This window comes from Amycolatopsis umgeniensis, from assembly GCF_014205155.1.
GTDB lineage: Bacteria > Actinomycetota > Actinomycetes > Mycobacteriales > Pseudonocardiaceae > Amycolatopsis > Amycolatopsis umgeniensis.
Genome location: NZ_JACHMX010000001.1, coordinates 7,687,349 through 7,712,197, shown reverse-complemented (window position 1 = coordinate 7,712,197; position 24,849 = coordinate 7,687,349). Strand labels below are relative to the sequence as shown.

General features: G+C 69.3%; 22 protein-coding genes. 8 read left to right on the top strand and 14 right to left on the bottom strand.

Going from position 1 to position 24,849, the window contains the following annotated elements; all coding sequences use genetic code 11:
• Positions 1 to 134: 134 nt before the first annotated feature.
• From HDA45_RS36015 to HDA45_RS36005, 3 genes are all read left to right on the top strand, one after another.
• A complete protein-coding gene (locus HDA45_RS36015) occupies positions 135 to 353 on the top strand; it encodes a hypothetical protein (protein ID WP_184903025.1) in 219 nt (72 codons plus the stop codon).
• A gap of 139 nt (positions 354 to 492) precedes the next feature.
• The gene (locus HDA45_RS36010) at positions 493 to 2,295 is read left to right on the top strand and encodes an ATP-binding protein (RefSeq protein WP_184903022.1); all 1,803 of its coding nucleotides are present in this window, start codon (positions 493 to 495) and stop codon (positions 2,293 to 2,295) included.
• Positions 2,296 to 2,660: 365 nt separating this feature from the next.
• Positions 2,661 to 3,863: a sensor histidine kinase gene (locus HDA45_RS36005; RefSeq protein WP_184903020.1), complete on the top strand. Its 1,203-nt coding sequence runs from the start codon at positions 2,661 to 2,663 to the stop codon at positions 3,861 to 3,863.
• A gap of 7 nt (positions 3,864 to 3,870) precedes the next feature.
• Here the strand turns inward: HDA45_RS36005 and HDA45_RS36000 are convergent, their stop codons facing one another.
• The 7 genes from HDA45_RS36000 to HDA45_RS35970 form a co-directional block, all read right to left on the bottom strand.
• On the bottom strand, positions 3,871 to 4,212 hold the full coding sequence (locus HDA45_RS36000; RefSeq protein WP_026467877.1) for an RNA polymerase-binding protein RbpA: 342 nt from the start codon (positions 4,210 to 4,212) through the stop codon (positions 3,871 to 3,873).
• 65 nt (positions 4,213 to 4,277) lie between these two features.
• Positions 4,278 to 4,508: a preprotein translocase subunit SecG gene (gene secG / locus HDA45_RS35995; protein ID WP_005152283.1), complete on the bottom strand. Its 231-nt coding sequence runs from the start codon at positions 4,506 to 4,508 to the stop codon at positions 4,278 to 4,280.
• Between the two features lie 139 nt (positions 4,509 to 4,647).
• On the bottom strand, positions 4,648 to 5,433 hold the full coding sequence (gene tpiA / locus HDA45_RS35990; protein ID WP_184903018.1) for a triose-phosphate isomerase: 786 nt from the start codon (positions 5,431 to 5,433) through the stop codon (positions 4,648 to 4,650).
• Positions 5,433 to 6,641: a phosphoglycerate kinase gene (locus HDA45_RS35985; RefSeq protein ID WP_281401016.1), complete on the bottom strand. Its 1,209-nt coding sequence runs from the start codon at positions 6,639 to 6,641 to the stop codon at positions 5,433 to 5,435. Before HDA45_RS35985 ends, tpiA begins: the two co-directional genes overlap by 1 nt.
• A 9-nt stretch (positions 6,642 to 6,650) precedes the next feature.
• On the bottom strand, positions 6,651 to 7,655 hold the full coding sequence (gap, locus tag HDA45_RS35980) for a type I glyceraldehyde-3-phosphate dehydrogenase (protein WP_101606776.1): 1,005 nt from the start codon (positions 7,653 to 7,655) through the stop codon (positions 6,651 to 6,653).
• A 178-nt stretch (positions 7,656 to 7,833) separates the two neighbouring features.
• Positions 7,834 to 9,021: a DNA glycosylase AlkZ-like family protein gene (locus HDA45_RS35975; RefSeq protein WP_184903014.1), complete on the bottom strand. Its 1,188-nt coding sequence runs from the start codon at positions 9,019 to 9,021 to the stop codon at positions 7,834 to 7,836.
• A gap of 38 nt (positions 9,022 to 9,059) precedes the next feature.
• On the bottom strand, positions 9,060 to 9,932 hold the full coding sequence (locus HDA45_RS35970; protein ID WP_184903012.1) for a hypothetical protein: 873 nt from the start codon (positions 9,930 to 9,932) through the stop codon (positions 9,060 to 9,062).
• A gap of 82 nt (positions 9,933 to 10,014) precedes the next feature.
• On the opposite strand from HDA45_RS35970, the gene HDA45_RS35965 reads away from it, so the two are divergent.
• On the top strand, positions 10,015 to 10,659 hold the full coding sequence (locus HDA45_RS35965) for a LysE family translocator (RefSeq protein ID WP_184903010.1): 645 nt from the start codon (positions 10,015 to 10,017) through the stop codon (positions 10,657 to 10,659).
• Between the two features lie 38 nt (positions 10,660 to 10,697).
• Here the strand turns inward: HDA45_RS35965 and HDA45_RS35960 are convergent, their stop codons facing one another.
• The gene (locus HDA45_RS35960; protein ID WP_246480897.1) at positions 10,698 to 11,126 is read right to left on the bottom strand and encodes a nitroreductase family deazaflavin-dependent oxidoreductase; all 429 of its coding nucleotides are present in this window, start codon (positions 11,124 to 11,126) and stop codon (positions 10,698 to 10,700) included.
• Between the two features lie 87 nt (positions 11,127 to 11,213).
• Here HDA45_RS35960 and HDA45_RS35955 point away from each other — a divergent pair, with 87 nt between their 5' ends.
• Positions 11,214 to 12,152, top strand: a complete 939-nt coding sequence (locus HDA45_RS35955) for an AraC family transcriptional regulator (RefSeq protein WP_184903006.1) — start codon at positions 11,214 to 11,216, stop codon at positions 12,150 to 12,152.
• Positions 12,153 to 12,397: 245 nt separating this feature from the next.
• On the opposite strand, the gene HDA45_RS35950 is transcribed toward HDA45_RS35955, so the two are convergent.
• The 6 genes from HDA45_RS35950 to HDA45_RS35925 all read right to left on the bottom strand — a co-directional run bounded on the left by HDA45_RS35950 (position 12,398) and on the right by HDA45_RS35925 (position 20,596).
• Positions 12,398 to 12,811, bottom strand: a complete 414-nt coding sequence (locus HDA45_RS35950; protein WP_184903004.1) for a type II toxin-antitoxin system VapC family toxin — start codon at positions 12,809 to 12,811, stop codon at positions 12,398 to 12,400.
• Complete coding sequence (locus HDA45_RS35945; RefSeq protein ID WP_184903002.1) at positions 12,801 to 13,067, bottom strand: type II toxin-antitoxin system Phd/YefM family antitoxin; 267 nt, start codon at positions 13,065 to 13,067, stop codon at positions 12,801 to 12,803. The genes HDA45_RS35950 and HDA45_RS35945 overlap by 11 nt, the downstream gene beginning before the upstream one ends.
• Before the next feature lie 52 nt (positions 13,068 to 13,119).
• Positions 13,120 to 17,595 (bottom strand): coiled-coil domain-containing protein, encoded by a 4,476-nt coding sequence (locus HDA45_RS35940; RefSeq protein WP_184903000.1) that lies wholly within the window; start codon positions 17,593 to 17,595, stop codon positions 13,120 to 13,122.
• Positions 17,596 to 17,608: 13 nt separating this feature from the next.
• Positions 17,609 to 18,349: a hypothetical protein gene (locus HDA45_RS35935; protein WP_184906384.1), complete on the bottom strand. Its 741-nt coding sequence runs from the start codon at positions 18,347 to 18,349 to the stop codon at positions 17,609 to 17,611.
• Positions 18,350 to 18,396: 47 nt separating this feature from the next.
• Positions 18,397 to 19,851: a hypothetical protein gene (locus tag HDA45_RS35930; RefSeq protein WP_184906386.1), complete on the bottom strand. Its 1,455-nt coding sequence runs from the start codon at positions 19,849 to 19,851 to the stop codon at positions 18,397 to 18,399.
• Positions 19,852 to 19,930: 79 nt separating this feature from the next.
• Positions 19,931 to 20,596 carry a peptidase inhibitor family I36 protein gene (locus tag HDA45_RS35925; protein ID WP_184902998.1) on the bottom strand — a complete coding sequence of 222 codons (666 nt, stop codon included), beginning with the start codon at positions 20,594 to 20,596 and terminating at the stop codon, positions 19,931 to 19,933.
• Between the two features lie 151 nt (positions 20,597 to 20,747).
• On the opposite strand from HDA45_RS35925, the gene HDA45_RS35920 reads away from it, so the two are divergent.
• From HDA45_RS35920 to HDA45_RS35910, 3 genes are all read left to right on the top strand, one after another.
• A complete protein-coding gene (locus HDA45_RS35920; protein WP_184902996.1) occupies positions 20,748 to 21,146 on the top strand; it encodes a hypothetical protein in 399 nt (132 codons plus the stop codon).
• Positions 21,147 to 21,245: 99 nt separating this feature from the next.
• Entirely contained in the window at positions 21,246 to 21,683 is a 438-nt protein-coding gene (locus HDA45_RS35915; RefSeq protein WP_184902994.1) for a PPOX class F420-dependent oxidoreductase, read from the top strand.
• 630 nt (positions 21,684 to 22,313) lie between these two features.
• Positions 22,314 to 24,818 (top strand): PQQ-dependent sugar dehydrogenase, encoded by a 2,505-nt coding sequence (locus tag HDA45_RS35910; RefSeq protein ID WP_184906382.1) that lies wholly within the window; start codon positions 22,314 to 22,316, stop codon positions 24,816 to 24,818.
• Positions 24,819 to 24,849 lie beyond the last annotated feature (31 nt).

Sequence of the window (24,849 nt, the reverse complement as noted above, 5' to 3'; positions counted from 1 at the left end):
CCCTTCCCTCGGCTGAGCCGAGGGAAGGGGGCCTTCACGCGCGACAGGCTGAGCTTGAGACTCGCGTGAGACTCCGGAGCGCCCGTCCCTCGCTAGCGTTTTCCTCGCTCGACGAATACGAGAGGGGAACCACAATGCTTCGACGAATCAGGAACGGCGTCCTGGCGGGTGCCGCGGTCTTCGGCGGTCTGATGCTGGCCCAGGCGCCCGCTTCGGCCGGAACGCTCGACGCGACGACGACCGTCGCCACGGCCGACAAGGCCGCACCGAGCGGTTACCAGTGCCGCTACATGGGCTACTGGATCGACGGCGACGGCAACGTCACCCACCTGTGGGACTGCACCGGCGGCTGACCGAACCGGTCCGGACGGCCCGCCGGGGATGCCCGGCGGGCCGTTCGGCCGATCGAGTGAGCGCGCCCCGAAGCGGTAACCCACCGCGCTCGGGTGAAGATCCCCTTCTCGGACGCTTCATCGTCGAGGGGGACTCATCATGGGCGCCGAATCGCTGAGACCTGCGCAGGAAACCGTGCTGCGGGACATCGTCGGGCTACTGAAGAGCGGCCGGAGCGCCGTGGTGAACCTGACCGGACCGCTCGGAGTCGGCAAGACGACCGTGCTCACCGCCCTGACCAGGACACCCTGGATGCTCGAGAATCCCGGCTCCGCCGCGGTCGTCGACGGCGCCGACCACCCCGGCGCGGTGGCGACCCTCGTCGGTACGCCGACGGTGGTCGCGAGCCGCCGTCCACTTCCCTTCGCCGACGTGACCGTCGAACTACCCCGCTGGGAGAACGCGGAGATCCGCACGCTGGCGGAGCGGCACGGCATCTCCCGCGCCGCCGATGTCGACGTCGTCGTCCGCCTGTCCGGTGGTCTGCCGCTGGTCGCGCGCTGTCTGTGCCAGGCGCTGCGGAAGCCGGTCAGCGCGGCCGTCCCGGGGGCGCTCGCCGATCAAGCGCTGCGGGAGATCCTCGCCCGGCTCCGGTCCGAACCGCAGGACGGGACCACCGGGAAGCTGCTCGACGCGCTCGCCGTAGTCGGCTACGGCGACGAGGAGCTGCTGGCCGAACTGGTCGAGGCGCCCCGCGATCAGGACTGGTTCGCCGCGGTGTCCGATCTGAGCCTGGTCACCGCCACCGCCACCGGTCTCGCCGTGATCGACCCCTTCCAGGCCCTGCTCGACCTCAAGCATCGCTGGCGGAGACCGGTCGCGCGCCGTGCCGCGCTCGCCAAGGCGGTCACGAGGAACCGGCACCTGCTCGCGACAACGGCCGACGGGCCCACTCGCGACGCGCTGATCGGGCATTCCCTCTTCCTCAGCGACGACCCCGAGGTCAGGCAGGCGCTGTTCCCCACCGGCGTCCACTCCCCCCGCGTCCGCCCGGCGGAACGCGAAGACCACGACCGCATCGGAGAACTCGTCCACGCTTGGGCGCGGCGCGGCGAACTCGACACGGGCCGCTGCGAGCGGCTGCTGGACACGTGGCTCACCCACGGCGCCGACGGCTTCCACCTCGTCTGCGACCCCGACGACCACCCGGTGGGCATGACCTACATCCCCCGGATCACCGAAGAGTCCATCGCCGCCATCGAGCCGATCGTCCAGCAGCACACCGCCGATCTCACCGACAGCCCCGGCGGCGTGTTCGTCGGACTGGCGATCAGCGAGCAGGACCGGCCGGCGTCGCACGCCGCGCTCCTGCGGCACATCCTGATTTCGGGGGTCTCCGAGGGCCGGGCGATCATCGCGACGCCGTGGCCCGAGTACCAGCGGCTCGCGAGACGGTTCGGCTTCGCCCACCACGGGGACGCGCGCCACGATCCTTACGACTGCGGCCGCCGGTCCGAGATCTATCACCACCGGTTCACTCCCGCGGAGCTGCCCGCCTGGCTCGACCGGTTGTCGGCGCTGGGATCGGCGACGCCGGGCCCCGGCCCTCGCTGGTACACCGGCCAGGTCAAAAAGGCACTGGCGCTACTCCACGATCCGGCCCGGCTCGCGGACAGCCCGTTGACCGCGCTCCCGGGCGTCGGCGGGGCGGAGGGGCTGCGCGCTCTCCTCGTCACCGCGATCGACGAACTGATCGCGTCCGGCGAACCGGCGACGGCACAGGCCGGACGCGTCCTGCACGCCTATTACCTCCGCAGGCGGACGAACCACCTCGGCGCCGCCACCCGGCTGCATCTGAGCCGGGCCACCTACTTCCGGCGGCTCGATCACGGCATCACCCTGCTCGCGGAACGTTTCCTCGGCGCGGGCTCCACACGACACTCCGCTGGCGGAAGTCCGTGAAGGCCTCCTTCCCTACTCTGAAGGTAGCGATGGGGGCTTTCACGGAACATCACCGTCCGAACGCGAAAAGTGACATAGATCAACTCTCACCGGTTTCACCGTCAGAGCCGGTCCGCTCACTCGTCGAAGTGATCACCGGACCACTCCGCCCGAGTGGTCCGGTGTGGATCCGACCGACCGAACGTTCATGCACTTGTCCGCAGAACGGACAGTGACCGTACAGTCGCTAGCCCGACTGGGGGAAACTTACCGTCCTGGTACATCCACCCGTTAGCATCCGCACATTTGTTCGTTCCTGCGCGTCCCGATCGGGCGAAGAACACGTCTCTTCATTCAAGTCCACAAGACGAGTGAGGTCGCCAGCGATGAGCACAGAGGGTCTCTCGATGCCAGGTATCTCGGTGGGCGGCTCCGGAGCGGACGCCGCCGACCGGATGCGCCGTGCCGCCGGGGTCATGTCGTTCGCCAAGATCAAACGCCCGGCGCTGGTCGCGCTGGGCGTCGACACGCTCGCGATCTTCCTCGCCGCACTCGACGTCTGGCTGGTGATCCCCGAGAAGGCCCAGCCGTACTCGATCTACCTGTCCGGCGCCGCTTGCCTCGGCCTCGCCTTCCGCCGCAAACTGCCGTTCCTCGCGGTGATCGTCACCGTCCCCGGCTTCCTGGCGGGGTGGTCCCAGCTGGCCGCGATGATCGCGCTCGGCTTCCTCGCCACCCGCAAGCAGATGCACTGGCAGACCTGGACCGGGTTCGCGCTCGTTTTCACCTGCCGGTTCGTCCAGTGGCCGCTGGCCGACTTCGTCGAGCTCAGCTGGCGCGAACACGTCCTGGACGGGATCTACGGCGTCATCGTCGCCGGGATGCCGGTGGCCATCGGCCTGCTCATCGGAGCGCGGACCGAGATCTCGCAGAAGCTCTCCGAACTCGCCGCCAGCCGCGACCGTGAGCGCCGCTTCCACGCTGACGCCGTCCGCGCGGAGGAACGCGCCCGCCTCGCGCGGGAGATGCACGACGTCGTCTCGCACCAGATCACGCTGATCGCGATGCAGGCCGGCGCGCTGCAGGCACAGACCACCGACCCGCGTTCGCTCGAAACCGCGCTGGTCATCCGGAAGCTGAGCACCAAGACACTCGAAGAACTGCGCTCCCTCGTCAGCGTCCTGCGTTCGGGCTCCGAGGACGACGGGCCGCGGCCGGGGATCAACGAACTCGACCGGCTGATCCGCGGCTCGGACGTCCCGGTGCACCTCACCGTCGAGCGGATCCCCGACCTCCTGCCGAGTCAGGTTTCGGCGGCGGCCTATCGCACGGTGCAGGAATGCCTGACCAACGTGCACAAACACGCACCGGGGGCCACCGCGACCATCCGGATCCAGGGCGAGCACGGTTCGCTCAAGGTCGAAATACGCAACGAGCGCGCTCGGACGCCCGGTTCGGCCCTGCCCTCGGGAGGGCACGGGCTGACCGGGCTGGCCGAACGCGCTCGACTGCTGGGTGGGAGCTTCGAGACCGCCGACACCGAGGACGGCGGGTTCCGGGTGCGTGCCCGGTACCCGCTCGACCGGTGAGCGAAGGCTAGATCTCCCGGCGCTGGCGCAACCGCTCCAGCGCCTCGGCGAGGATGGCCTCGCCGTCGGCGTCGGAACGCCGTTCCTTCACGTAAGCAAGGTGGGTCTTGTAAGGCTCGGTCCGCGGCGCGGCAGGCGGGTTCTTTTCGTCCTGCCCACCCGGAAGCCCGCAGCGTGGGCAGTCCCACTCTTCGGGAATCTCGGCGTCCATCGAGAACGACGGCTGCGCCTCGTGCCTGTTGGCACACCAGTAGGAAATGCGGCGCCGCGGCGCCGACTCACCCCGTTCCGATTCGCCCGAAGGTCCGGCACCCACACGGGTGCCCCGAATCGCGTTACCGCCAACCATGAATCCTCACACCTATAGGGATCGGCGGCGCGCCCCCCATAGGCACGCCGAAACACCTGGATCGATCAGACCTTGAGCAGGAGCCCGAGGCCGATGATGCTGATCAGCCACACCGCGCCCAGCAGCAGCGTGATCCGGTCGAGGTTCTTCTCGGCCACGCTCGAGCCGGAGAGGCTCGACTGCATACCGCCACCGAACAGCGAAGACAGACCGCCACCACGGCCGCGGTGCAGCAACACGGCGACCACCAGGAAAAAGCTGGAGGCGATCAACAGGATTTGCAGGAACAGCTTCATGTCATCCTCTGCGCTCTTGGAGAATGCAGGAAAACGGTGCGTGCTGGCGGCTCTTGACCGCCAGGACACACCGTACTCCTGGACTCGTCCACTGCTGTGTGACGGACCGGATACCCAGGTTACCCGGTAGGTGCCCCGATCAGGGCAGGGGCCCGCCCGCGGCGAGTGCGCAGAGTTTGGTGAACTCGTCACCATCCAGGCTCGCACCACCGACGAGGGCACCATCGATGTTCTCGCACGCGACGAGGTCACTGATGTTGTTGGCCTTCGCCGAGCCGCCGTAGAGCACGCGGACCGAGGATGCGACCTCGGCACCATACTTCTCGGCGAGGGTGGCGCGGATGGCTCCGCACACCTCCTCGGCGTCCGCCGGGGTCGCGACCTTGCCGGTCCCGATGGCCCAGACCGGCTCATAAGCGACGACGACGTCCTTGACCTGCTCGTTCTTGAGCCCCTTGAGGCCCTCGACCAGCTGGGTCGTGGTGTGGGCGATGTGCTCGCCAGCCTCGCGGACCTCGAGCTTCTCCCCCACGCACAGGATCGGCGTGATGCCGTGCTTGAGCGCGGCCTTGACCTTCTTGTTGACCAGTTCGTCGGACTCGCCGTGGTACTCACGCCGCTCCGAGTGCCCGACGGTGACGAAGCTGCAGCCCAGCTTCTTCAGCATCAGGCCCGACACGTCACCGGTGTAGGCACCGGAGTCGTGCGGCGACAGGTCCTGGGCGCCGTAGGTGAGCGACAGCTTGTCGCCGTCGGTCAGCGTCTGGACGCTGCGGATGTCGGTGAACGGCGGCAGGACCGCGACGTCGACCTTCGCGTAGTACTTCTCCGGCAGGGCGAAGGCGATCTTCTGAACCAGCGCGATGGCTTCGAGGTGGTTCTGGTTCATCTTCCAGTTGCCGGCGATGAGCGGTTTGCGCGCCACTAGTCGTTCTCTCCCAGCACAGCGACTCCGGGCAGTTCCTTGCCCTCCAGGTACTCCAGCGACGCGCCGCCGCCGGTCGAGATGTGCGAGAAGCCGTCCTCGGGGAGGCCGAGCCGCCGCACGGCCGCGGCGGAGTCGCCGCCGCCGACCACGGTGAAGGCGTCGCTCTTGACCAGCGCCTCGGCCACGGCACGGGTGCCGCCGGAGAAGGACTCGAACTCGAACACGCCCATCGGGCCGTTCCAGAACACGGTCGCGGCGTCGGCCAGCTTGCCCGCGAACAGCTCACGGGACTTCGGGCCGATGTCGAGGCCCATGCGGTCGGCCGGGATGGCCGTCGCCTCGACGACGTCGAACTCGGCGTCGGCGGCGAAGCCCGTCGCGGCGAGCACGTCCACCGGCAGGATCAGCTCGACACCGCGCTTCTCCGCCTCGGCGAGGAAGCCGCGGACCTGGTCCAGCTGGTCCTCCTGCAGCAGCGAGTTCCCGACCTCGTGGCCCTGGGCCTTGAGGAAGGTGTACGCCATTCCGCCGCCGATGAGCAGCCTGTCGACCTTGGTCAGCAGGTTGGCGATCACGCCCAGCTTGTCCGACACCTTCGCGCCGCCGAGCACGACGACGTACGGCCGCGCGAGGTCCTCGGTGAGCTTCTTGAGGACCTCGACCTCGGCCAGCACCAGACCGCCCGCATACGCCGGGAGCGCACGCGCGATCTCGTAGACCGAAGCCTGCTTGCGGTGCACGACACCGAAGCCGTCGGAGACGAACGCGCCGCCAGGGACGAGCGCGGCCAGCTCGGCGGCCAGTTCCTGGCGGTCCGCCTCGACCTTGCTGGTCTCGCGCGCGTCGAAGCGCACGTTCTCCAGCAGGGCGACCTGACCGTCTGTCAGACCCGCGACGGTGGCCTTGGCGGACTCGCCGACCAGGTCTTCCGCCAGCGGGACGTCGACGCCGAGCAGCTCGGTGAGCTTCGCGGCGACGGGCGCGAGCGAGAACTTCGGGTCCGGCTCGCCCTTGGGACGGCCGAGGTGCGCCGTGACGACCACCTTCGCGCCCGCCTCGGCGAGGCGCTTGAGGGTCGGCAGGGCCGCGCGGACGCGGCCGTCGTCGGTGATGGTCTCCCCGTCGAGCGGGACGTTCAGGTCGGAACGCACGAGTACATACCGGCCTGAGACGTCCTCGCCCAGCAGGTCTTCGAGATTCTTCAGCGCCATCGGTCAGGAAAGCTTGTTGCCGACGAGCTTGACGAGGTCGGCGAGGCGGTTGGAGTAGCCCCACTCGTTGTCGTACCAGCCGATGACCTTGACCTGGTTGCCGATGACCTTGGTCAGCGGCGCGTCGTAGATGCAGGACGCCGGGTCGGTGACGATGTCGGCCGAAACGATCGGGTCCTCGTTGTAGCGCAGGATGCCGGCCAGGGGGCCCTCGGCGGCGGCCTTGTACGCGGCGTTGATCTCCTCCAGCGTCGCGCTCTTGGTCAGCGTGACGGTGAGGTCGGTGGCCGAGCCTGTCGGGATCGGGACACGCAGCGCGTAGCCGTCCAGCTTGCCCTGCAGCTCCGGCAGGACCAGGCCGATGGCCTTGGCGGCACCGGTCGAGGTCGGGACGATGTTCAGCGCGGCGGCGCGGGCGCGGCGCAGGTCCTTGTGCGGCGCGTCCTGCAGGTTCTGGTCCTGCGTGTACGCGTGGATGGTGGTCATCAGGCCCTGCTCGATGCCGAACGAGTCCTGCAGGACCTTGGCCAGCGGGCCGAGGCAGTTCGTGGTGCAGGAGGCGTTCGAGATGATGTTCTGCGAGCCGTCGTACTTGTCGTCGTTGACGCCCAGCACCACGGTCAGGTCCTCGCCCTTGGCGGGCGCGGAGATGATGACCTTCTTCGCGCCGCCGGCGAGGTGTGCCTTCGCGGCGTCGGCGTTGGTGAAGAAGCCTGTCGACTCGACGACGACGTCCACGCCCAGGTCGGCCCAGGGCAGGTTGGCCGGGTCGCGCTCGGCGAGGGCCTTGATCGTCTTGCCGTCCACGACGATGCCCTCGTCGCTGACGCTGACCTCGCCCGGGAAACGGCCGAGGATGGAGTCGTACTTCAGCAGGTGGGCCATCGTGGCGACGTCGCCGAGGTCGTTGAACGCGACAACCTCGATGTCGTGACCGGCGGCCTGCACGGCCCGGAAGAAGTTGCGGCCGATGCGGCCGAAGCCGTTGACACCTACGCGAACCGTCACTGCTGCCACTCCCTTGAGACTCGTCCGGGATCGCCCCGGTAAGACGTCCTTTACTCGGGCGCAACCCTAGCGTGCGTGCTCGGGCGACCCTCTTTGCCCTGACGAGACTTCCACCACTCGGTGGGTCAGGTCAAGAATCGATTAAGTGGTTCGCCACCAGGAGCTCTGTCGAAAACTCTCAGCTTTGTTGTGCTAGCCGTCGCTCCAGCGGCGTGCGCATCCGTGGCGTGACTCGCACCTCCCCGAACCACCCGGCCAGGTGGTTCGCCTCCGCCTCGACGGCCCGTTCGACGTCCGCGCCGACGTCCTCCAGGAGGTGGAAGACGACTTCACCGTCCCGGCGCTGTGCCCAGCCACCGACGATCCGGCCGTCGGCCCAGACGGTGGGCCCGATGTTGCCGGTGCCGTCGAACAGCGGCACGCGATGCGGGCCGAGGTACCAGTCCCGCTCGATCCATCCCATCGCCGTCGGATCGAGAGACGGGAGCAGCGCGACCCAAGGCCCGGGCTCCGCGACCGGCTCCAGGTCGTCGGCGAGCACCACGCCGGGAACGCCGTCGAGGTCGACCTCGATCGGCTGAACGGCCGCAAGAGCCTTCTTCGTCTGCCCGACCGTCCAGCCCATCCACCACCGCAGGTCCGCTATCGGCGCCGGACCGTAGGCGTGGAGCCACTTGCGGGCGAGCTCGGCCCTGGCCTCGTCGGCGTCCCATCCGGTGATGCCCTGGGGCAGCCAGTCGGCCATCGGGGCCCAGTAGTGCTGGCTGCTGATCCAGCTCCCGCGCGGGCGCCCGCGCACGATGCGGCCGTCGACCGCCAGCTGGAACAGGACCCGGCTGGTGACGTTGGCGATCGCCTCGTACGGCTTCCCTTTCGACATCATGAGTTGCTGCCTCAGACGCGGCTCGTCCTCGGACAGCTGCTGCGCCGTCGCGGAACCGCGGGCCTTCAACGCGAGCTCTGTCGCGTCCTCGACCTCGGCCAGCCAGCGTTCCGGCTCGGGCACGTTCTCCGGATGCCCCTGTGTGCCGAGATGCTGTTCGAGCAGGCGGCGCTGCTTCTTGGCGATGTCCGCCGAGCACGCCGCCTGGACCAGCGCCGCGTTCTCCCGCCCGACCACGAAGACCGTGCGGCGCATGCCGAGCATCCGCACCAGCGCGCGCTCCTCGTAGAGCGCGTTCTCCAGTTCCGCGACACCCTCGCCCTTGACCCGCGCCCACGCCGAAAGGTGGACCGTCGCCGGGTCGGTGGCGTGCAGCGCGACGACCGCGTCCGCCGCGGCGTGCACCGACGGGGCGGGTGTGGCCAGGTGGTGGCGGGTGGCGAGGCGGGCGCGGCGCTGCCGGACGTCGATCTTGGGTGTCACGGATCGGTTCTACCACCGGGCCCCGACAGAACTCCGGATCAGTCCGCGTGCGGCCTGATCGCGTGCGTCGCGTCGGCACCGCAGACGAGGACGTTGACCGACGAAGCCGCCAGTTCCCAGCCGGGTCCGTCGTCCGGCTGGTCGCAGGGGCAATCGTCGTCCTGGCTTTCCGTGGATTCGAAGGCCAGCAGGAGTTCGAGGCCGGCATCGCAGTCCGGGCAGGTCAGCGGGAACCCGTCGGAGCTGGACGTCCACCAGAAGGTCAGCCCGCCGAGCTTGGAGCCGGTGGCCAGCGGAGGCCACGCGTCTTCGGCTTCGTCGTCGACGAACTCACCCCGTTCGTTCGTGAAGGGCAGCGTCGCGTTGACCTCGGCAGGCAGCTCCGAGGGATGCGGATGGTCGACGAACTCGCACGGCGCGAACGAGCACGGCACCGTGGGCAGGTACTCGTAGTGGTCGGTCTGGAACGGCTCAGGCGGGCTCTCGAGCAGATCGGTCACCCCGCTGGAATTCCGCCAGATCACCTGGACACCCGGCCCCCAGTAACCGGGGCCATCGTGGGGATCCGGGCAGAACAGCACCTGCAGCAGGTCGGTGCCGTCGGGAAACGGCAGTTTCGGGAAGTCGCGCCGGAAGAACTGCGCCGCGCCCGCCAGCGGCATCGCCTTGTCGTCGGGGTGCGCCGCCTCCAGCCCGGCCGCCGGGGTGTGGATCACGCCCGGCGCCGCCTCGTTCCGCGCGGTGTCGGGACAGTGCGGCCAAGGCTCGTCGACGGGCCACAGCAACGGTCCGCCGATATGGCTGTCGCGCGCGGTGGGTGTACCCGCCCGGGGGTGCAGGCGGACGGCCGCCCGGGCGAAGGGGGTGAGGTCGGGGATTCCCTCGCCGGCTCGCGGCGGTTCCGAAGGCATGCCGAGGATGCTAGAGAGCGCACGGCATCCTCCGGACGCGTTTCCCTTTTTTCATCACCACCGGAAACCGTAGCCTCGGGGCATGGTCACCGCCGGGCAATTCGCGGCCTTCGCCGCCCTCACCTTCCTGATGGTCGTCGTGCCGGGTCCGAGCGTGCTGTTCACCATCAGCCGCGCGCTCACCGTCGGCAGGCGGGACGCGCTGCTCACCGTCGCGGGGAACGCGGTGGGCGTCTACCTGCAGGTGCTGGCGGTCGCGTTCGGACTCGGCGCCGTCGTGACCGGGTCGGCGACGGCGTTCACCGTGATCAAGCTGGCGGGTGCCCTGTACCTGGTCTATCTCGGCGTCCAGGCGTTCCGGAAACGCCGCACACTCACCGACGTCTTCGCGAGCGAAGCCTCGGCCGTCCCGGGCCGCACGCTCGCCGTCCTGCGCGACGGACTCGTGGTCGGCTTCGCCAACCCCAAGTCGATCGTCTTCCTCGCCGCGATCCTGCCGCAGTTCGTGGACGCCTCGGCAGGCTCGGTCCCCGTGCAGATGCTGCTGCTCGGGCTCTGCCTGCCGGTGATCGCGCTGATCTCCGACACCGCGTGGGCGCTCGCCGCCGGCACGGCGCGCGCCTGGTTCGCCCGGTCGCCGCGGCGGTTGCGGATGGTGGGCGGCACGGGCGGGTTGATGATGATCGGGCTCGGGACGTCGCTCGCCTTCACCGGCCGCGGTGACTGAGCCGCCGGTGAAGGCGCTTGCTCGACGCCTTCTGGTCGCTAGACCCGTTCCAGCTCGAACACCGGGATGACCCGGCTGGTCTTGCTCTGGTACTCGGCGAACTGCGGCATGACGGCGGACTGCCTGGCGTAGACGTCGTCGCGCTCGGAGCCGGTGAGCACCCGCGCGCGGACCGGGAAGGTTTCGGTGCCGAGCTCGACCTTGGTGTCCGGGTTGGCCACCAGGTTGTGGAACCAGGCCGGGTTGTCGTCGGCGCCGCCCTTGCTGGCGAAGATGTAGATGCGGTCGTCCTCCAGGAGCGGGACGAGCGGCGCGATCCGCTCGGTGCCGGACTTCGCGCCGGTGTGGTGGACGAGGACGAGCGGGTAACCCTCGAACATGCCGCCCGCCTTGCCGCCCTTTTCCCGGAACTCGGCGATCACGGTGCGGTTGATCCCGTCGAAATCGAACTCGGTCGTTTCTGCCATGCGTCCGATCGTATGGCGCATCCGGTGACCTTATCGATGCCTGAAATCACCACAGGAATATCCATCTGTAGCACTATCATCGGCGATATGGACCTCCTGGCCGAAACGCTCGCCGTCGGCGGCGTCCGGGGCGCCGCCGGGGCCCGGATCGAGGCGTCCGGGCCGTGGGGCATCCTCTGGCATCGCATCGCCGGCGCCGCTTTCTACGCCGTCACCTGCGGGACGGCTTGGCTGGACGTGGCGGGTCAGCCGCCGCGGCAGCTCATGCCCGGTGACGTCGTCCTGCTGCCGAACGGGCCGGAGCACACCCTGCGCAGCGCTCCGGACGCGCCTGTTCTTCCCCAGCTCTGCACGGCGGCGGAGAGGGCGCGGAAGTGCGGCGGGGTGCTGCGCCTCGGCTCCGGCGACGTGCAGACCCACATCCTCGGCGCGTCCTACGACTACGACCCGGCGGTCTCCATCCAGGTGCTCGCCACGTTGCCGGACCTGGTGCACCTTCGCGCGAACCATCTCGACGGCGGGCTGGACGACACCGTCCGCCTGCTGTCACGGGAGCTGGCCCGGCCGCAGATCGCCACCGAGTTCGTCCTCAACCGGCTCGTCGACATCCTCCTTGTCCAGCTGTTGCGCGTGTGGCGCACGGAGAAGCCCGCCGAGGCGCGGGGAACCTGGCTCGGCGTCCTCGGCGATCCGCTGATCAGCGTGGCCTTGGCCAAGATCCACGAGGCCCCGGCGAAACCGTGGACGACCGATCTGCTCGCGACGGAGCTGGCGACCTCGCGCAGCACGCTGACCCGCCGGTTCCGCGAAACGACCGGCCGGACTCCCGGCGACTACCTGACGCAGTGGCGGATGGACCTGGCCGCGGTCCGGCTCCGCGACACCGGCGAGACGGTGGACAGCATCGCCCGTTCTGTCGGCTACACGTCGGTGTACGCGTTCAGCCGGGCGTTCCGGCGTGCCCGCGACCAGGCGCCCGGGCAGTACCGGACCTCGGCTCGCGCCCGGGCGGTACCGGCCGGGTGACCGGGACGAGGTTCGGGCGTGGCGCAGGTGACCTGCCCTGCCGGACCGTGTGGAAACAGGGACGTCAGATGTCCCAAAATCCACACGGTCCCGCACGACGGTCCCGGTGACCACCAGATCCGACGGGGGTGTGTGGAAACAGGGACGTTCAATGTCCCTATTTCCACACACCCCTCGCCCTGCGCGACGTTTGCGCTTCCTCGCAGAGGATCTCTCGGTCCCGCACGACGGTCCCGGTAAGCAGCTCAGGCCGGCCGGGTGACCGGAACGACGTCGAGAAGTTCTTTCAGACCTTCGAAATCCTGCGGGTCGGTGGTGTAGAGCGGCATCCGGTGCGCGATGGCCACGCTGGCGATCATCAGGTCGGCCACGCGGCGCCGAGGTGTCCTGCCCATGGCGAGCACGGACGCCGAAACCCGGCCGAAGATCCGGGCCGCCTCGGTGCCGAACGGCAGCGGATCGAACTCCGACTCCACCCGTTGCAGCAGATCCGTGCGCCGGGCCCGTTCGGCCGGATCCTCGGCGTAATGCGGACCCGCGGACAGTTCGGCGAGCGTGATCGTGCTGATCGACATCAGGTCCGGCAGCTGAGCGTGGTCGATCGTCCGCCGGAGAATGAGGATGTTCGTGTCGAGCAGGCCGTGGACCTCAGCGGCCATAGGGATCGTCCGCCTCCCCCGCGAAAGCGTCGTCGAGGTCCGCGCGGAACCTGTCCGGGTCGATGAGCGGAGCGTTGGCCGAACCGGTGGCGAACTGGTCACGGGAGACGGCATGACGACGACACAGCGGGACCAGCTGGGCGATGGGCGAGCCGCTACGGGTCACGGTGAAGGTCTCCCCGTGCTCGACCGCGTCCATGATCTCGCCGGATCGGTTCCGGAGATCACGCTGAGAGATCTCATGCTGAACGCTCATGAGCACACTCTAGCAGGGTGTGCCCCAGGGTGCCACTGCGTGCCACACCCTGTCAGGCCGGCTCTTCCTCCTGCTCCGGCTCGTCGGACGGCCGCGTGAACAGCCGCGTCGCCGAGAGCCGCGCGACGCCGTCCGGATCCCCGAGTTCGTCGGTCGCGTTCCGGATCGTCGCGTCGACGGACAGGTACTTGCGGCCCGCCCGCAGGTCCGCGTCGTTGCGCAGCCGCACGATCAGCGGGAACTCGCTCAGCGCTCCGGCGTCGAACAGGCCGGTCGTGTAGATCAGCTGGACGCCCAGCGCCTCCGCGACGGCACGCTGCAACTCCAGCAGGTAGCCCGCCGAAGCACGGCCGATGGGGTTGTCGAGGAACAGCACGCCGGAGTGCCGGTTGCGTGCCTTGCCGCGGTTGTTCGCCCGCAGCGCCGCCAGGGTGCAGTACAGGATGATCGCCGCGGTCAGCTGCTGTCCGCCGGAGAACACGTCCCGGATCTCCGAAACCCGCTGCCGTTCGGTCCGCAGCACCGAGTCCGGTTTCAGCATGTCGACCCGGAACCCCTTGGGAGCGGCGGCCTGCACACCGCGCAGCACGAGCGAGAGCCCGTCCCGCTTGACGTCCCGGCCGTCGGAGGTCTTCCCCACCGCGGCCTCGTCGACGACCTCGCCCAGCTTCTCGGCGAGCACGTTCTCTTCGAGTTCGGTGAAGCGGATCCGCAGGAACTCCTGGCCCGACCAGTCGCCGAGTCCGTCCGGCAGCCGCGAAACCCGTTGTGCCGCGCGGAGTGTGCGCAGCGCGCCGTCGACCATGCCCTGCAGGCGGGTGATGATGCCGCCGCGGTGCCTGTCGATCTGCGCGAGATCGTCGGTCAGCGTGCGCAACCGCGGTCGCAACGCCTCCGCCCATTCCGCGGCGTGGGCGGGCAGCTGATCGCGGCGGACCGAGATCACCTGCTGCCGCACCGGGGTGCTGAGCTTTTCGAACCGCTTGTCCGTGGCGTACTGCGCAAGCTGATCGGCCGCGGCCCGCACCCGGCGGTCGCCCGCGTCGGCGGCGTCCTGCGCGTCGGTGAGCGCGGTGTTGAGCCGGGAATGCTTGGTCCGCGCGGATTCGACGTCGCCGTCGAAGACCGTCGCGTCGTCCTCTTTGGACAGCAGATGCGCCATCGACTCGGCCAGCAGGCCGAAACCGGACGCGGACGTCTTCGCCGATTCCAGCGTCGCTTCGGCCGCGGCTCGGCGTTCCTGCAGTTCCTCCCATTTCCGCGCGGCGGCGGACACTTCGAGGCTGGCGTCGTCGATCAGCGCCAGACCGTGCTCGATGTCCTGGGGCCGCGCGTCGGAGGAGATCGCGGCGAGCGCTGACGGCTGTTCCGGGAGCTGACTCAGTTCCGCCTTGCGGGTCGCGACGAGGCCGACGATCTCGGTGCGCTCGTCCTCCAGCACCGCGACCGCCCGGTTCGCCCGTGCCTGCGCGGCCGCCCGCGCCGAAGCGTCGGAACCGTCGGGCGTCTCCAGCAACGTCAGGGCCCGCTCGCGGACGGCGTCGTCCAGCGCCTCGACGGCCGCCCTCGCGGACGCCTCGACACTCTCCGCCTGATCGAGCTCGGCCCGGAGGTCACTGCCGACCTCGACCTTCGAGTACGCCTCGGACGCGGACGCGAAAGTGCGCCGCAGCGCGTCCACCGGCTCCGCGGGTGTGGGGTCGTCCTCGGTGACGTCGCTCGATCCCGGCACCTCGGCCAGTTCCGACTTCGCGGTCGTCGCGGTGCGCCGGTGCCCGTCGGCGGTGCGTTGCTCCTCACCGGCCTGCTCACGCAGCCGGGAAGCCTTCACCGCGGCTTCGGACGCCGTCGCCTCGGCCCGCTCGGCGGTCTCCGTGGCGCGTTCGACGTCGTCCGTCCACTCGGGAATCTTCGTGGCACGCGCTGCGAGCGCCTCCAGGCCGCGAGCCCGCTCCCCCGCCTCGGCCGACGCCGTGCGCAGTTCGGGAACCCGCTCCCGCAGCGCCGTCGCCTTCTCCCCGAGGCGCTGGAACTCCTTTTCCGCCTGCTCCAACGCGGTCCGCGCGGTCTCGTGCGCGGTGCGCGCGCTCTGCAGCTGCTCGGCCAGCGTCGCGATGCTGCCGGGCGGGTAGTCCTCGCGCCAGGTCTTGAGTTTCCAGGACAGCGCGCTGTCGTCGGTCAGCGACGTCGCCAGTGCTTCGAGACGGCGCTGCCGTTCCGCGTGCCGGAGCGCGATGGCCTCGCGCTCGGCGTCGGCGGCTTCCTCGTCGTACATCGCCGGATTGGGCGGGACGAGGAACTCGATGCCCGCCTCACCCGGCAGCCGGTCGGCCGTGGTGGCCTCGGTCGTGGCGACCGGGATGATCGTGGTGGGCAGCAAACGCCGCTCCGCCAGCACCTTCTCGGCGAGCCGGACCTGCTCCGGTTCGTTCAGGAGGATCCCCGAGACCAGCTGAGGCGCGCGGGCCAGCACGGCCGCCCGCCGCTTCTTGTCCAAAGTGGACAGATAGCGCCAGCCCGACCACGCGTTCATCCCGGCGGCTTCCAGCGCGTCCAACGCGGCCTGGACCTCTTCGGGGGCGGGCAGGAGACCGCCGGAGCCGAGCGCGTTCAGCGCACGCTCGTCGACGGATTCCTCCATCCGCAGCGCGGTCTGTTCCTTCTCCGCTGTCGAACCCGCCTCGCGAAGCCGCTCCAGCAGCACCGGAAGATCCGTCTCCAGCACGACGTCGTCCGCGCCGAGGAGTTCGGTCAGCCGGGGCTCGACGGCGAGCGCGTCGGTGCGCCGGTTCGCCCTGTCGAGTTCGTCGGCCGCGCGTTCCAGCCTGTCGTCGGTGGATCCCGCCAGCCGGTGCGCGTCGTTGACGGTGACCTGCGCGGCACGCAGATCCTCGGCCACGCGTTCGAGTTCCTGTTCGCGGCGGACGAGTTCGGCGGCGGTCGTCTCGGCCTCGGTCCGGGCCGCGCGGGCCGCTTCGGACACGTCGGCGCCGGCCTTGAGCGCGCCCGCGCGGACGGTTTCCGCGATCTCCTCACGGATCTCCGCGATCCGCGCGCCCAGCCCACGGGCTTCCGCGCGGTGTGAGGCGGCGAGGTTGGCCGACTCGTCACGTTCGGATTGGGCCTTCTCCGCTTCGGCGCGCAAGGCACCGACATGGGCCTCGGCCTTCGCGGCCTGCTCGGTCGCGTTCTTGGCCAGCGCCAGCAGCCCTCGGGCGAGCGCGGCCGCCGCGGTGTTGCGCGCCTGCAACGCCGGCTGCGCCTTCTGCTCGCGATTCCCCACCAGTTCACGGAAATCGCGGGCCTTGCGGGCGGCGTTGAGATGGTTCAGCACAGTGGCGCATTCACGCCATGCCTCGGCCGCGGTCTTGGCCTCGGCCAGTTCGCCGTCGATCCGCTTCTTGCTCTCCTGGGCCTCGTCCAGCCGCAGTTTCCCGACCAGGCGCCGGAGTTCGGTGACCCCGGCGGTGAGACGGCGGTGATCGCCCTCGGCCAGTTTCTCGGCGGACTTCACCTCGTCGACGTGCTGGTCGAGCCCGCTGAGCCGCTCGTTCTCCAGCTTGTCGCGAGCGGCGACCTGACCGGCCAGCGCGCGCATCTCGGCGCGCGCCGCGTCGGCGAGCTTCCGTGACGCGGCGGCGACGCCTTCCTCTTCGGCCAGCGGCGCGAGCAGGTCGAGTGCTCCGGCGACGAAGTCCCGCTCCGACAAGAGGTCCCCGCGCTGGGCGAGGTTGTGCGCGTAGGTCGCGACGACTTCGGCGAGATCCTTCGGCTCGTCCTCGGAAAGCACCGCCCGCAGCAGGAACTCGACGAACGCCTCGTCGGTGCTGAACGCGAAGGCGTCCGCCGCCTCGCCCTCGCCGGCGTTCATCGCGCGCTGGTACCGGAAGAGTTCGGTGTCGAGACCGAGGCCGTCGAGCCGGGACGTCCACTCGTGGTGGCGCCGGGTCCAGAACAGCTCGAGTTCCGACTCGCCGCCGTGCACCTTGTCGAGCTGGTCGTGGAAACCGGACATCGTCAGCAGCCTGCCGTCCGAGGTCAGCGGCAGGGAGTCCAGATCGAGCGAAGGCGTGGGACGGAAGCAGTACCAGGAGTCGACGAGGTTCTCCGAATCCGCCGACACCACGTGCCCGCGCCATTCCGACACCTTGCCGGTGATCACCCGGTGGCCGGTCTCGACCTGCAGCCATTCCAGGGCCACGTGCGAGACGTCCTTGGCGGCGACGAACTTCTCCAGCACCTTGGTGTTCGTCGTGCCGACGACCTGGCGGCGGCCGGGCAGCATGACCGAGAAGATCAGCTTGATCAGGACGGATTTGCCGCCACCGTTCTCCAGGAACAGCACGCTCGCCGGTGACGGGCGCCGCGGCGGCCCCTCCCCCGCCAGGTGGATCCCGGCGCTGAACAGCGCGTCCTGTTTGGGTGCGGTGATGGCCGCGCCGACGCCGCTGAAGTCCAGCACGACGTCCTGGTACCGCGCGCCCGCCGGGCCCACCGAGTGCAGGCGAACCCGCGAAAGCTCGTACATCTCTTCCGTCCCCTTAGAGCGTGTCCGAAGCGGCCGCGCGCAACGTCCCGCCGCCGTTGGCGACCGAGACCACGTTCAGCTCGAGCAGATCGTCGAAGGCCGCGTCGGCGGCGAGTTCGCGCACCTGCACCTGATAGCGCGGTGTGGTGCGGTAGGTCCCGCCCTGTTCCCCGCTGACCTGGACGAGAAAACCCTGATCCGCGAGGAAGCGCAGGGCGCGCGCGACCATGCCGCGGGTGGTGTCCGACGCCAGCCTGCCGTCCTTGGTCGCCGCCGCCGCCGGACGCCGGGCGTAGGCCCGCCAAGCCTGTTCGAGTTCGGGCGCGTCGGCCAGCGGATCGTTGTTCGCCTCGGCCTGCGCCGCGCGCTCGTCGAGGATCCGGCAAGCCTCGCGCACCATCGCGTCCACCTGCTCGACACTGACGCGGCCGATGTAGGTGTCGTTGGCGAGGTCGTCCGGGCGCGGGTAGCCCAGCGCGGCGGTGGCCAGGTGCACGAGGCCGTGCAGGACCTTCTCGGTCTCGCGGCGCTCGCGGATCTTGCTCTGCCGCGCGTAGCTGTCCATCTTGATCTCGAAGACGGACTCGTCGGTCGCCGCCAGCACGGCACCGGCCTGCAGGTTGACCTCCAGCACCATCAGCCCGAGCCCGGCCGCCACCGCGTGCGTGAGCTGTTTGAACGCGCTGTCCTCGCCGTAGCGCCGGACGAGATCGCCGTAGACGACGTCCCTCGACGGCAACTGCTTCGGGCGCATCCCGAACGAGACGAGCCGGGCCGCGGATTCGACGTCCCCTGATGTCGTCACGCGACGTCCTCCTCTTCCTGGTCATCACGATCGACCCTGGCCGACGAAAGCAGCAGATCCGCTCCGCCGAACTCGGGGTCTTCGAGCAAAGTGCCGTCGTCGACGGCCAGCAGCACCTGGCGCTCCCCCAGCCGCAGCGCCGCGCCGACCTCGGGACTGTAGGCGTGCACCGCCCGCAACGCGACCAGGGCGGGCAGCCTCGGATCGATCAGGCGGGCCTCTTCGAGCAGCCCGGACAGCCTTCGCGGCACCTCGGGCAGGTCGAGCAGGTCGTCGGCGAGGCGCCACTGCTCGTCGCCGAAACGGTCGGTGACGTCGGCGGGCATCAGCTCGGGTTCGGGGATCTCGCCGACGAGCTGGTCTCGCTCCGGCGCCGGCCGCAGCAGCAGCGAAACCAGCGAGGACAGCGACGGCACCGTCGGCGGGGAGATCCCGGCTCCGGCGTGGAAGAACGACTCGGCGGGCGCGACGGCGTCGGCGATCGGCAGGCCCAGCGTCGGCATCAGGAGCTGGCCGAACAGGTCGATCGTCGCGCGCTGCGGCGGGCCGGAGAACTGCTGGCGATCCTGCTCCGCGCGGAACACCGCCCCGGCGTCGGCGAGCCGCGACTGGAGCCGGGTGTGGCGGCGGATGCAGTCGCCGACGATGTCGACGAGCTCGGCGGCCCGGCGTTTGCGGTCGAGGTCCTCGGTCTCGTCGCGGGACGCGGTGATGTTCTTGAGGATCGCGTTCTCGGCGCGGAAGCGGGACTCGATATGGGACAGCGCCTGGTCGAGCAGGTCCGGGACCTCGCGCTCCCAGTCGACCGCGCGCACGTCGCGCCGGGTGGCGTCGAGTTTGGCGCGCAGCGTCTCGCCGTACTGGACGGTGCGGTAGCGGGCCTGTTCGGCGGCGAGCTTCGCGTCGGCGAGACGGCCGCGGTTGATCAGGTTCTCCAGTTTGACCTCGGCCGCGATCTGGGCGGATTCGACGTCGGTGTCCAGCGCGCCGACGAGCACGTTGATCGCCTCGTCGGTGGCACGCAGGTAGACCTCTCCGTTGGGCGCGGCCAGCTCGACGAGCAGCTTGAAGTCGAACTGCCGCCGCTGGTAGCCGCCGCCCGGGCCGATGGAGCCGTAGACGCGCCGGAACCCGCGATCGGTGGTGCCGACGTTGATCAGGTTGTCGAGCACCCAGCGCGCGACCTTGGCGTGCTCGTCCGGCGTCCGGCCCGGCGCCTGGAGCGCCACGAACGGCAGCAGGCGCACGATCACCTGTTCGTGGTCGGCACCGGTGTCGAAGTCCATCGACACGGTGACCTGGTCGATCGTGTGCAGCGCGATCTCGGCCATCTGGTAGATCGTGGCGTCCGCCCAGTCCAGCTTCGCCTTGCGCGCGTCGAGGTCGTGCAAGGGCGCGGTGCAGGCCAGCGCCTTGAGGCGGCGGGTCAGCCCCTCGTCGGCCAGCCCCATCCCGGTCAGCTCGTCGTCTCGCACAGCAGGCCAGGCTAGTCGGCACCCCCGACACCCCGCACGGGTGACCGGGCGGAGCTCAGGTGTGGATGTAGGACTGGATCAGGATCGAGGGCTCGGCACCCCCGCGATGCTGCAGGATCGTCCGGTCGCCACCGGCGCAGTCCCGCCCGGCGTAGCCCCAGTGCCGTTCCGCGCTGCGGTTCGCCATCGACCTCGCGGGGAAGGGCAGCGGGACACACTGGCGGCCGTCCCCGGCCCAGTCGGGCGGGAGTTGCACCTTGGCCCCGCCGTAGCCGGGTTCCGGCCAGAAACAGAGAAAGCCTTCCACGCACTCCGGAGCGACGACGGCCGCCGGAACCGGGCCGGAGCCGTCCGTGGACAGCACGAGCACGACGGAAGCGGCGGCGAGCACGGCGGCCACCGCCGAGCCCACCCGGATCGCGCGTCTTCGCCACGCCCGGGCACGCGGCCCGTCCGGCGGACTCGCCGCCACCTCGCTTCGAATCCGGTCGAAACGCTCGAACAGTTCGGGCTCCCCGCACCCTCGCAGATAGCAGCGCAGCTGTCCGGCTGTCGGCAGCAGACCGTTCTCGATGTTGGACACCCGTTGCCGGGTCAGCGCGTCCTGGCCGAGCACCGACCGTTTGGCGACGCATTCCTGGGTGAGTTTCCCGCGCACCTCGCGCAGTTGCGCGCCGAAGGCCTTCGCCGTGACGACGCCGTCATTCCCCGCAGTGGACATGGTCCACCCCCTCCCCACCACCATTCTGACGCATCCGGCCACGGTGTCGCGGGACAAACCGGGACACGGCGCGACACCGTTTTCCCTGCCAGGCGGCCCTTTCGGCTGCTGTCGTAGAGGTGTCGGACAACCGATCAGGGAGGAATTCACCATGAAACGTTCACTCGTTCCGGTGGCCGCTGCCGCCGCTTTGCTCGTCTCGGGCGTGGGTTGGACGCCGGCTTCGGCGTCGGAAGAGGGCAACTGCACCCCGGTCGTGAACTGGTGCGGCGGGGTCTTCAACGACACCTCGCGCGTCGTCACGGTGTCCAAGAACTTCAACGGCCAGATCTACACCGACACCACGCCGCTGAGCGCGGGCGGGCGCACCGGCCCGCGCACCGACATCGACGGCGTCCGGATCCCGGTGGGCTGCACAGCGCATCTGCGCACGATCGTCAACCGGTGGGGCGGTGAGGACTACGACGGCGGGGCGGCGTACGCGTCGGGCACCTGGCACCGCGTCCACGACGACGAGGTCGTCAAGATCACCCGGCTCAGCTGCCGGTAGCCGGGTCTGGACGCTGCCCGGCGACCGGGGGTCCGGGCAGCGTCCACCCCCGGGTGACCGGGGCTGCCCACCACCGCACGCCCCGGTAGCGTCTGGTTCATGCGTGAAATGAGCCGGGACGAATGGTGGGACTTCGCGAGCGAGGGCACCCGCACGGGCATGCTCGGGCTGGTCCGCGCCAACGGGGCGCCGATCGTGACGCCGGTCTGGTTCCTGCTGAACGAGGGGCCCCACGGGGACGAGCTGATCTTCACCACCGGCACGGACACGCTCAAGGGGAAGGCGCTGCGGCGCGACCCTCGGCTCTCGCTGGCCGTCGACGATCAGAAGCCGCCTTACTCGTACGTGCAGTTCACCGCCGAGGCGGAATTGCACACCGACTACGAAGAGATGCTCGAATGGGCGACCAGGCTCGGTGGCCGGTACATGGGCGAAGACAAGGCCGAGGCCTACGGCAAGCGCAACGCGGTCCCCGAGGAGTCCTTGGTGCGGGCCAAAATCGTGAAGGTGATCGCGCGGGCGGACATCGCCGGCTGACTTGCTTTCCTTCTTCGCGTTTAGTGAGGGGTAGGGCGACCTGTCCCGTGAGGCATGTCCGTGAAGGTCTCCTTCCCTACGCTCAAGGTAGTGAAGGAGACCTTCACGGACACACGTAGACACCGGTGGCCCAGAATTCAGCAGTCACAGCGGCTGCGCGTGAAGGTCTCCTCCCCGTCAGTACGTGAAGGACCCCTTCACTGCGCTAGACGCAATGAAAGAGGCCATCACGTACTTGAAGGCAGACAAGGGCGAGAGCAGGGCTCGTGCCACCCGCTCGAGACCACACCACGTTGCCCTTCCCCTCATTTAGTCCTCTGGATGCGGTACTTGCGTGTGCAACTACCGCATCCAGAGGACTAAACGCATTCATAAGGTGTCTCCGTCCCGCTGACCGCGACGCCGGGCATCACGTTCCGTGAGTGTCTTCGTCGACTATTGACACGAAGCACCCACTGGTGTGTGATCTGACCCATAGATAGGAAAGTTTCCTAACTAAAACTCCCACTCCCCCGCCGGGTTCCGCCCGGTCCGCCGTTGCACCCTCCCGACCCGACTTCACGCATGGAGGCTCCAGTGGCACCCCGACCACCGTGGCGCGCGTTTCTCACGTGTGCCGCCGCGACGGCGATGACCTTCGCCGTCCTGCCGGCTCCGCCCGCCGGCGCGGCACCGACCGAGCACGAATCCGAAGCCGCGACGATCTCCCAAGGCGCCGTCGAGAAGAACCACGCGGGCTATTCCGGCACCGGGTTCGTGAACTTCGACAACGTCGTCGGCAGCTATGTCGAGTACACGGTGAACGCCGCGCAGGCCGGAACCCAGACGCTGACTTTCCGCTATGCCAACGGAACCACTGTCGACAGGCCGGTTTCGCTGAGCGTCAACGGCAGTTCCGCCGGGACGCTTTCCTTCCCTGGCACCGGCGCGTGGACCACCTGGAAGACCGTTACCAAAGACGTCGCGCTGACGGCCGGGGCCAACAAGATCCGCACCACCGCGACGACCGCGGAAGGCGGCCCCAACGCGGACAAGCTCACCGCGAGCGGAGTGGTCGACGCCGAAGCGCCGACACCGCCGAAGAACCTGGCAGCCAAGGACGTCAAGGCCCGCAGCGCCACCTTCACCTGGGAAGCCGCGACCGACAACGTCGGCGTGGTCCGCTACGACGTCATGCGCGGCGGTAACGTGCTCAAGACCGTCGACGGGACCACGCTCACCACAACCGTCGACAACCTGCAGCCGAACACGGCCTACGACATCTCGGTCGGCGCCTTCGACGCGGCCGGAAACCCTTCGCAGCAAAGCAATGTCGTGCAGTTCACGACACCGTCCAGCGGGGACACCACCCCGCCGACCGTGCCGGGCAACCTGCGCTCGACGTCGGTGACCGCGAACAGTGTTTCCTTGGCGTGGAACGCTTCCACGGACAACAGCGGCACGATCGCGGGCTACGACGTCTACCAGGGCACGACGAAGGTCGCGACGACGCCTTCGCTCGAAGCGACGATCACGGGGCTGACGGCGAACACGTCATACACGTTCACGGTCAAAGCGCGTGACCTCGACGGCAACGCTTCCGCCGCGAGCAACGCGCTGACCGCGAAGACGAGCGGCAACGCGGGCGGCGGGATTCCCGAGTACGACAAGGACATCACGAAGGTCGACCTCGCCTGGTCCGTCGACTTCCTGCCGGACGGCACGGCGCTGGCGACCGAACGGGACCGCTTCGAGATCCTGCGGATCACGCCTTCGGGCCAGAAGACCACCGTGGGCAAGGTTCCCGGCGCCGTCGGCACCAACGGCGAGGGCGGCCTGCTCGGCATCGCGATCTCGCCGAACTACGCCACCGACCACGCGATCTACCTGTACCACACGGCTTCCGGCGACAACCGGATCGTGAAGATGACCTACGACAACGGGACGCTGTCCTCGACCTCGACGCCGGTGCTCACCGGGATCGCCAAGAACCGTTACCACAACGGCGGGCGGATCCGCTTCGGCCCGGACGGCAAGCTCTACGTGACCGCGGGCGACGGGCAGAACAAGGACACCGCGCAGAACAAGGGATCGCTCAACGGGAAGATCCTGCGGGTCAACCCCGACGGTTCGCCCCCGAGCGACAACCCGTTCTTCTCCACCGGCGGGAACGCCCGGTACGTCTGGAGCTTCGGGCACCGCAACCCGCAGGGCCTCGCCTGGGATTCCCGCGGTCAGCTGTGGGCATCGGAGTTCGGCGACGGCAAGCTGGACGAGCTCAACCTGATCCAGAAGGGCGGCAACTTCGGCTGGCCCCAGTGCGAAGGCACCGACGGCAGCTGCGGAGGCACTGTCGCGCCGAAGAAGACCTGGCCGACCAGTTCCGGCGGGCCGAGCGGGATCGAGATCGTCAACGACTGGGTCTACGTCGCGGCCGTCACCAGCGAGCAGCTCTTCGCCACCCAGATCAACGCGGCAGGCAACGGCGTCGGCTCGGTGCAGTCGCTGTTCTCCGGCCGCTGGGGCAGGCTCCGTTCGGTCACCAAGACCCCGGACGGCGGCCTGTGGGTCACCTCGACCAACGCGGACAAGAACGGCGGCACGCCGAGCGGGATCGACAACGTGGTGGTGCGCCTGAAGTTCCCCGGTTCCTCGCAGCCGGGAGCGTTCAAGCTGGCCAGTTCCGCGTTCGCCGACAACGCGTCCATTCCGAACAAGTACACCTGTGCGGGTGACGGCACCGCGGGCCAGGACACCTCCCCGCCGCTGGCGTGGGGTGCCGGGACCACGAACGCCAAGGGGTACGCCGTCGTCTTCGCCGACGTGGCCAACAACGGCAACAAACTGCACTGGGCGATCTGGGACGTCCCGGCTTCCGCGGCGTCACTCCCGGAGGGGCTGGGCTCGGGCTTCACCGTGCCGAACCAGAACGGCGCCAAGCAGAAGGCCATGGGCAGCGGGGCGAACTCGCAGAAGTACTTCGGCCCGTGTCCCGGCGGCTCCAGTCATCCCTACACGTTCACGCTCTACGCGCTGAACACGGCGACGGTGCCGGGCCTGACCTCGTCCTCGACGATGGCGCAGATCGAGACGGCGATCAAGAACGCCTCGACGGCCAACGTCAAACTGCGCGGCAACTCCAACGCCGCGTCCTGAAGCACGGCCGGGGTGTCCGGAGCGGCGCCGG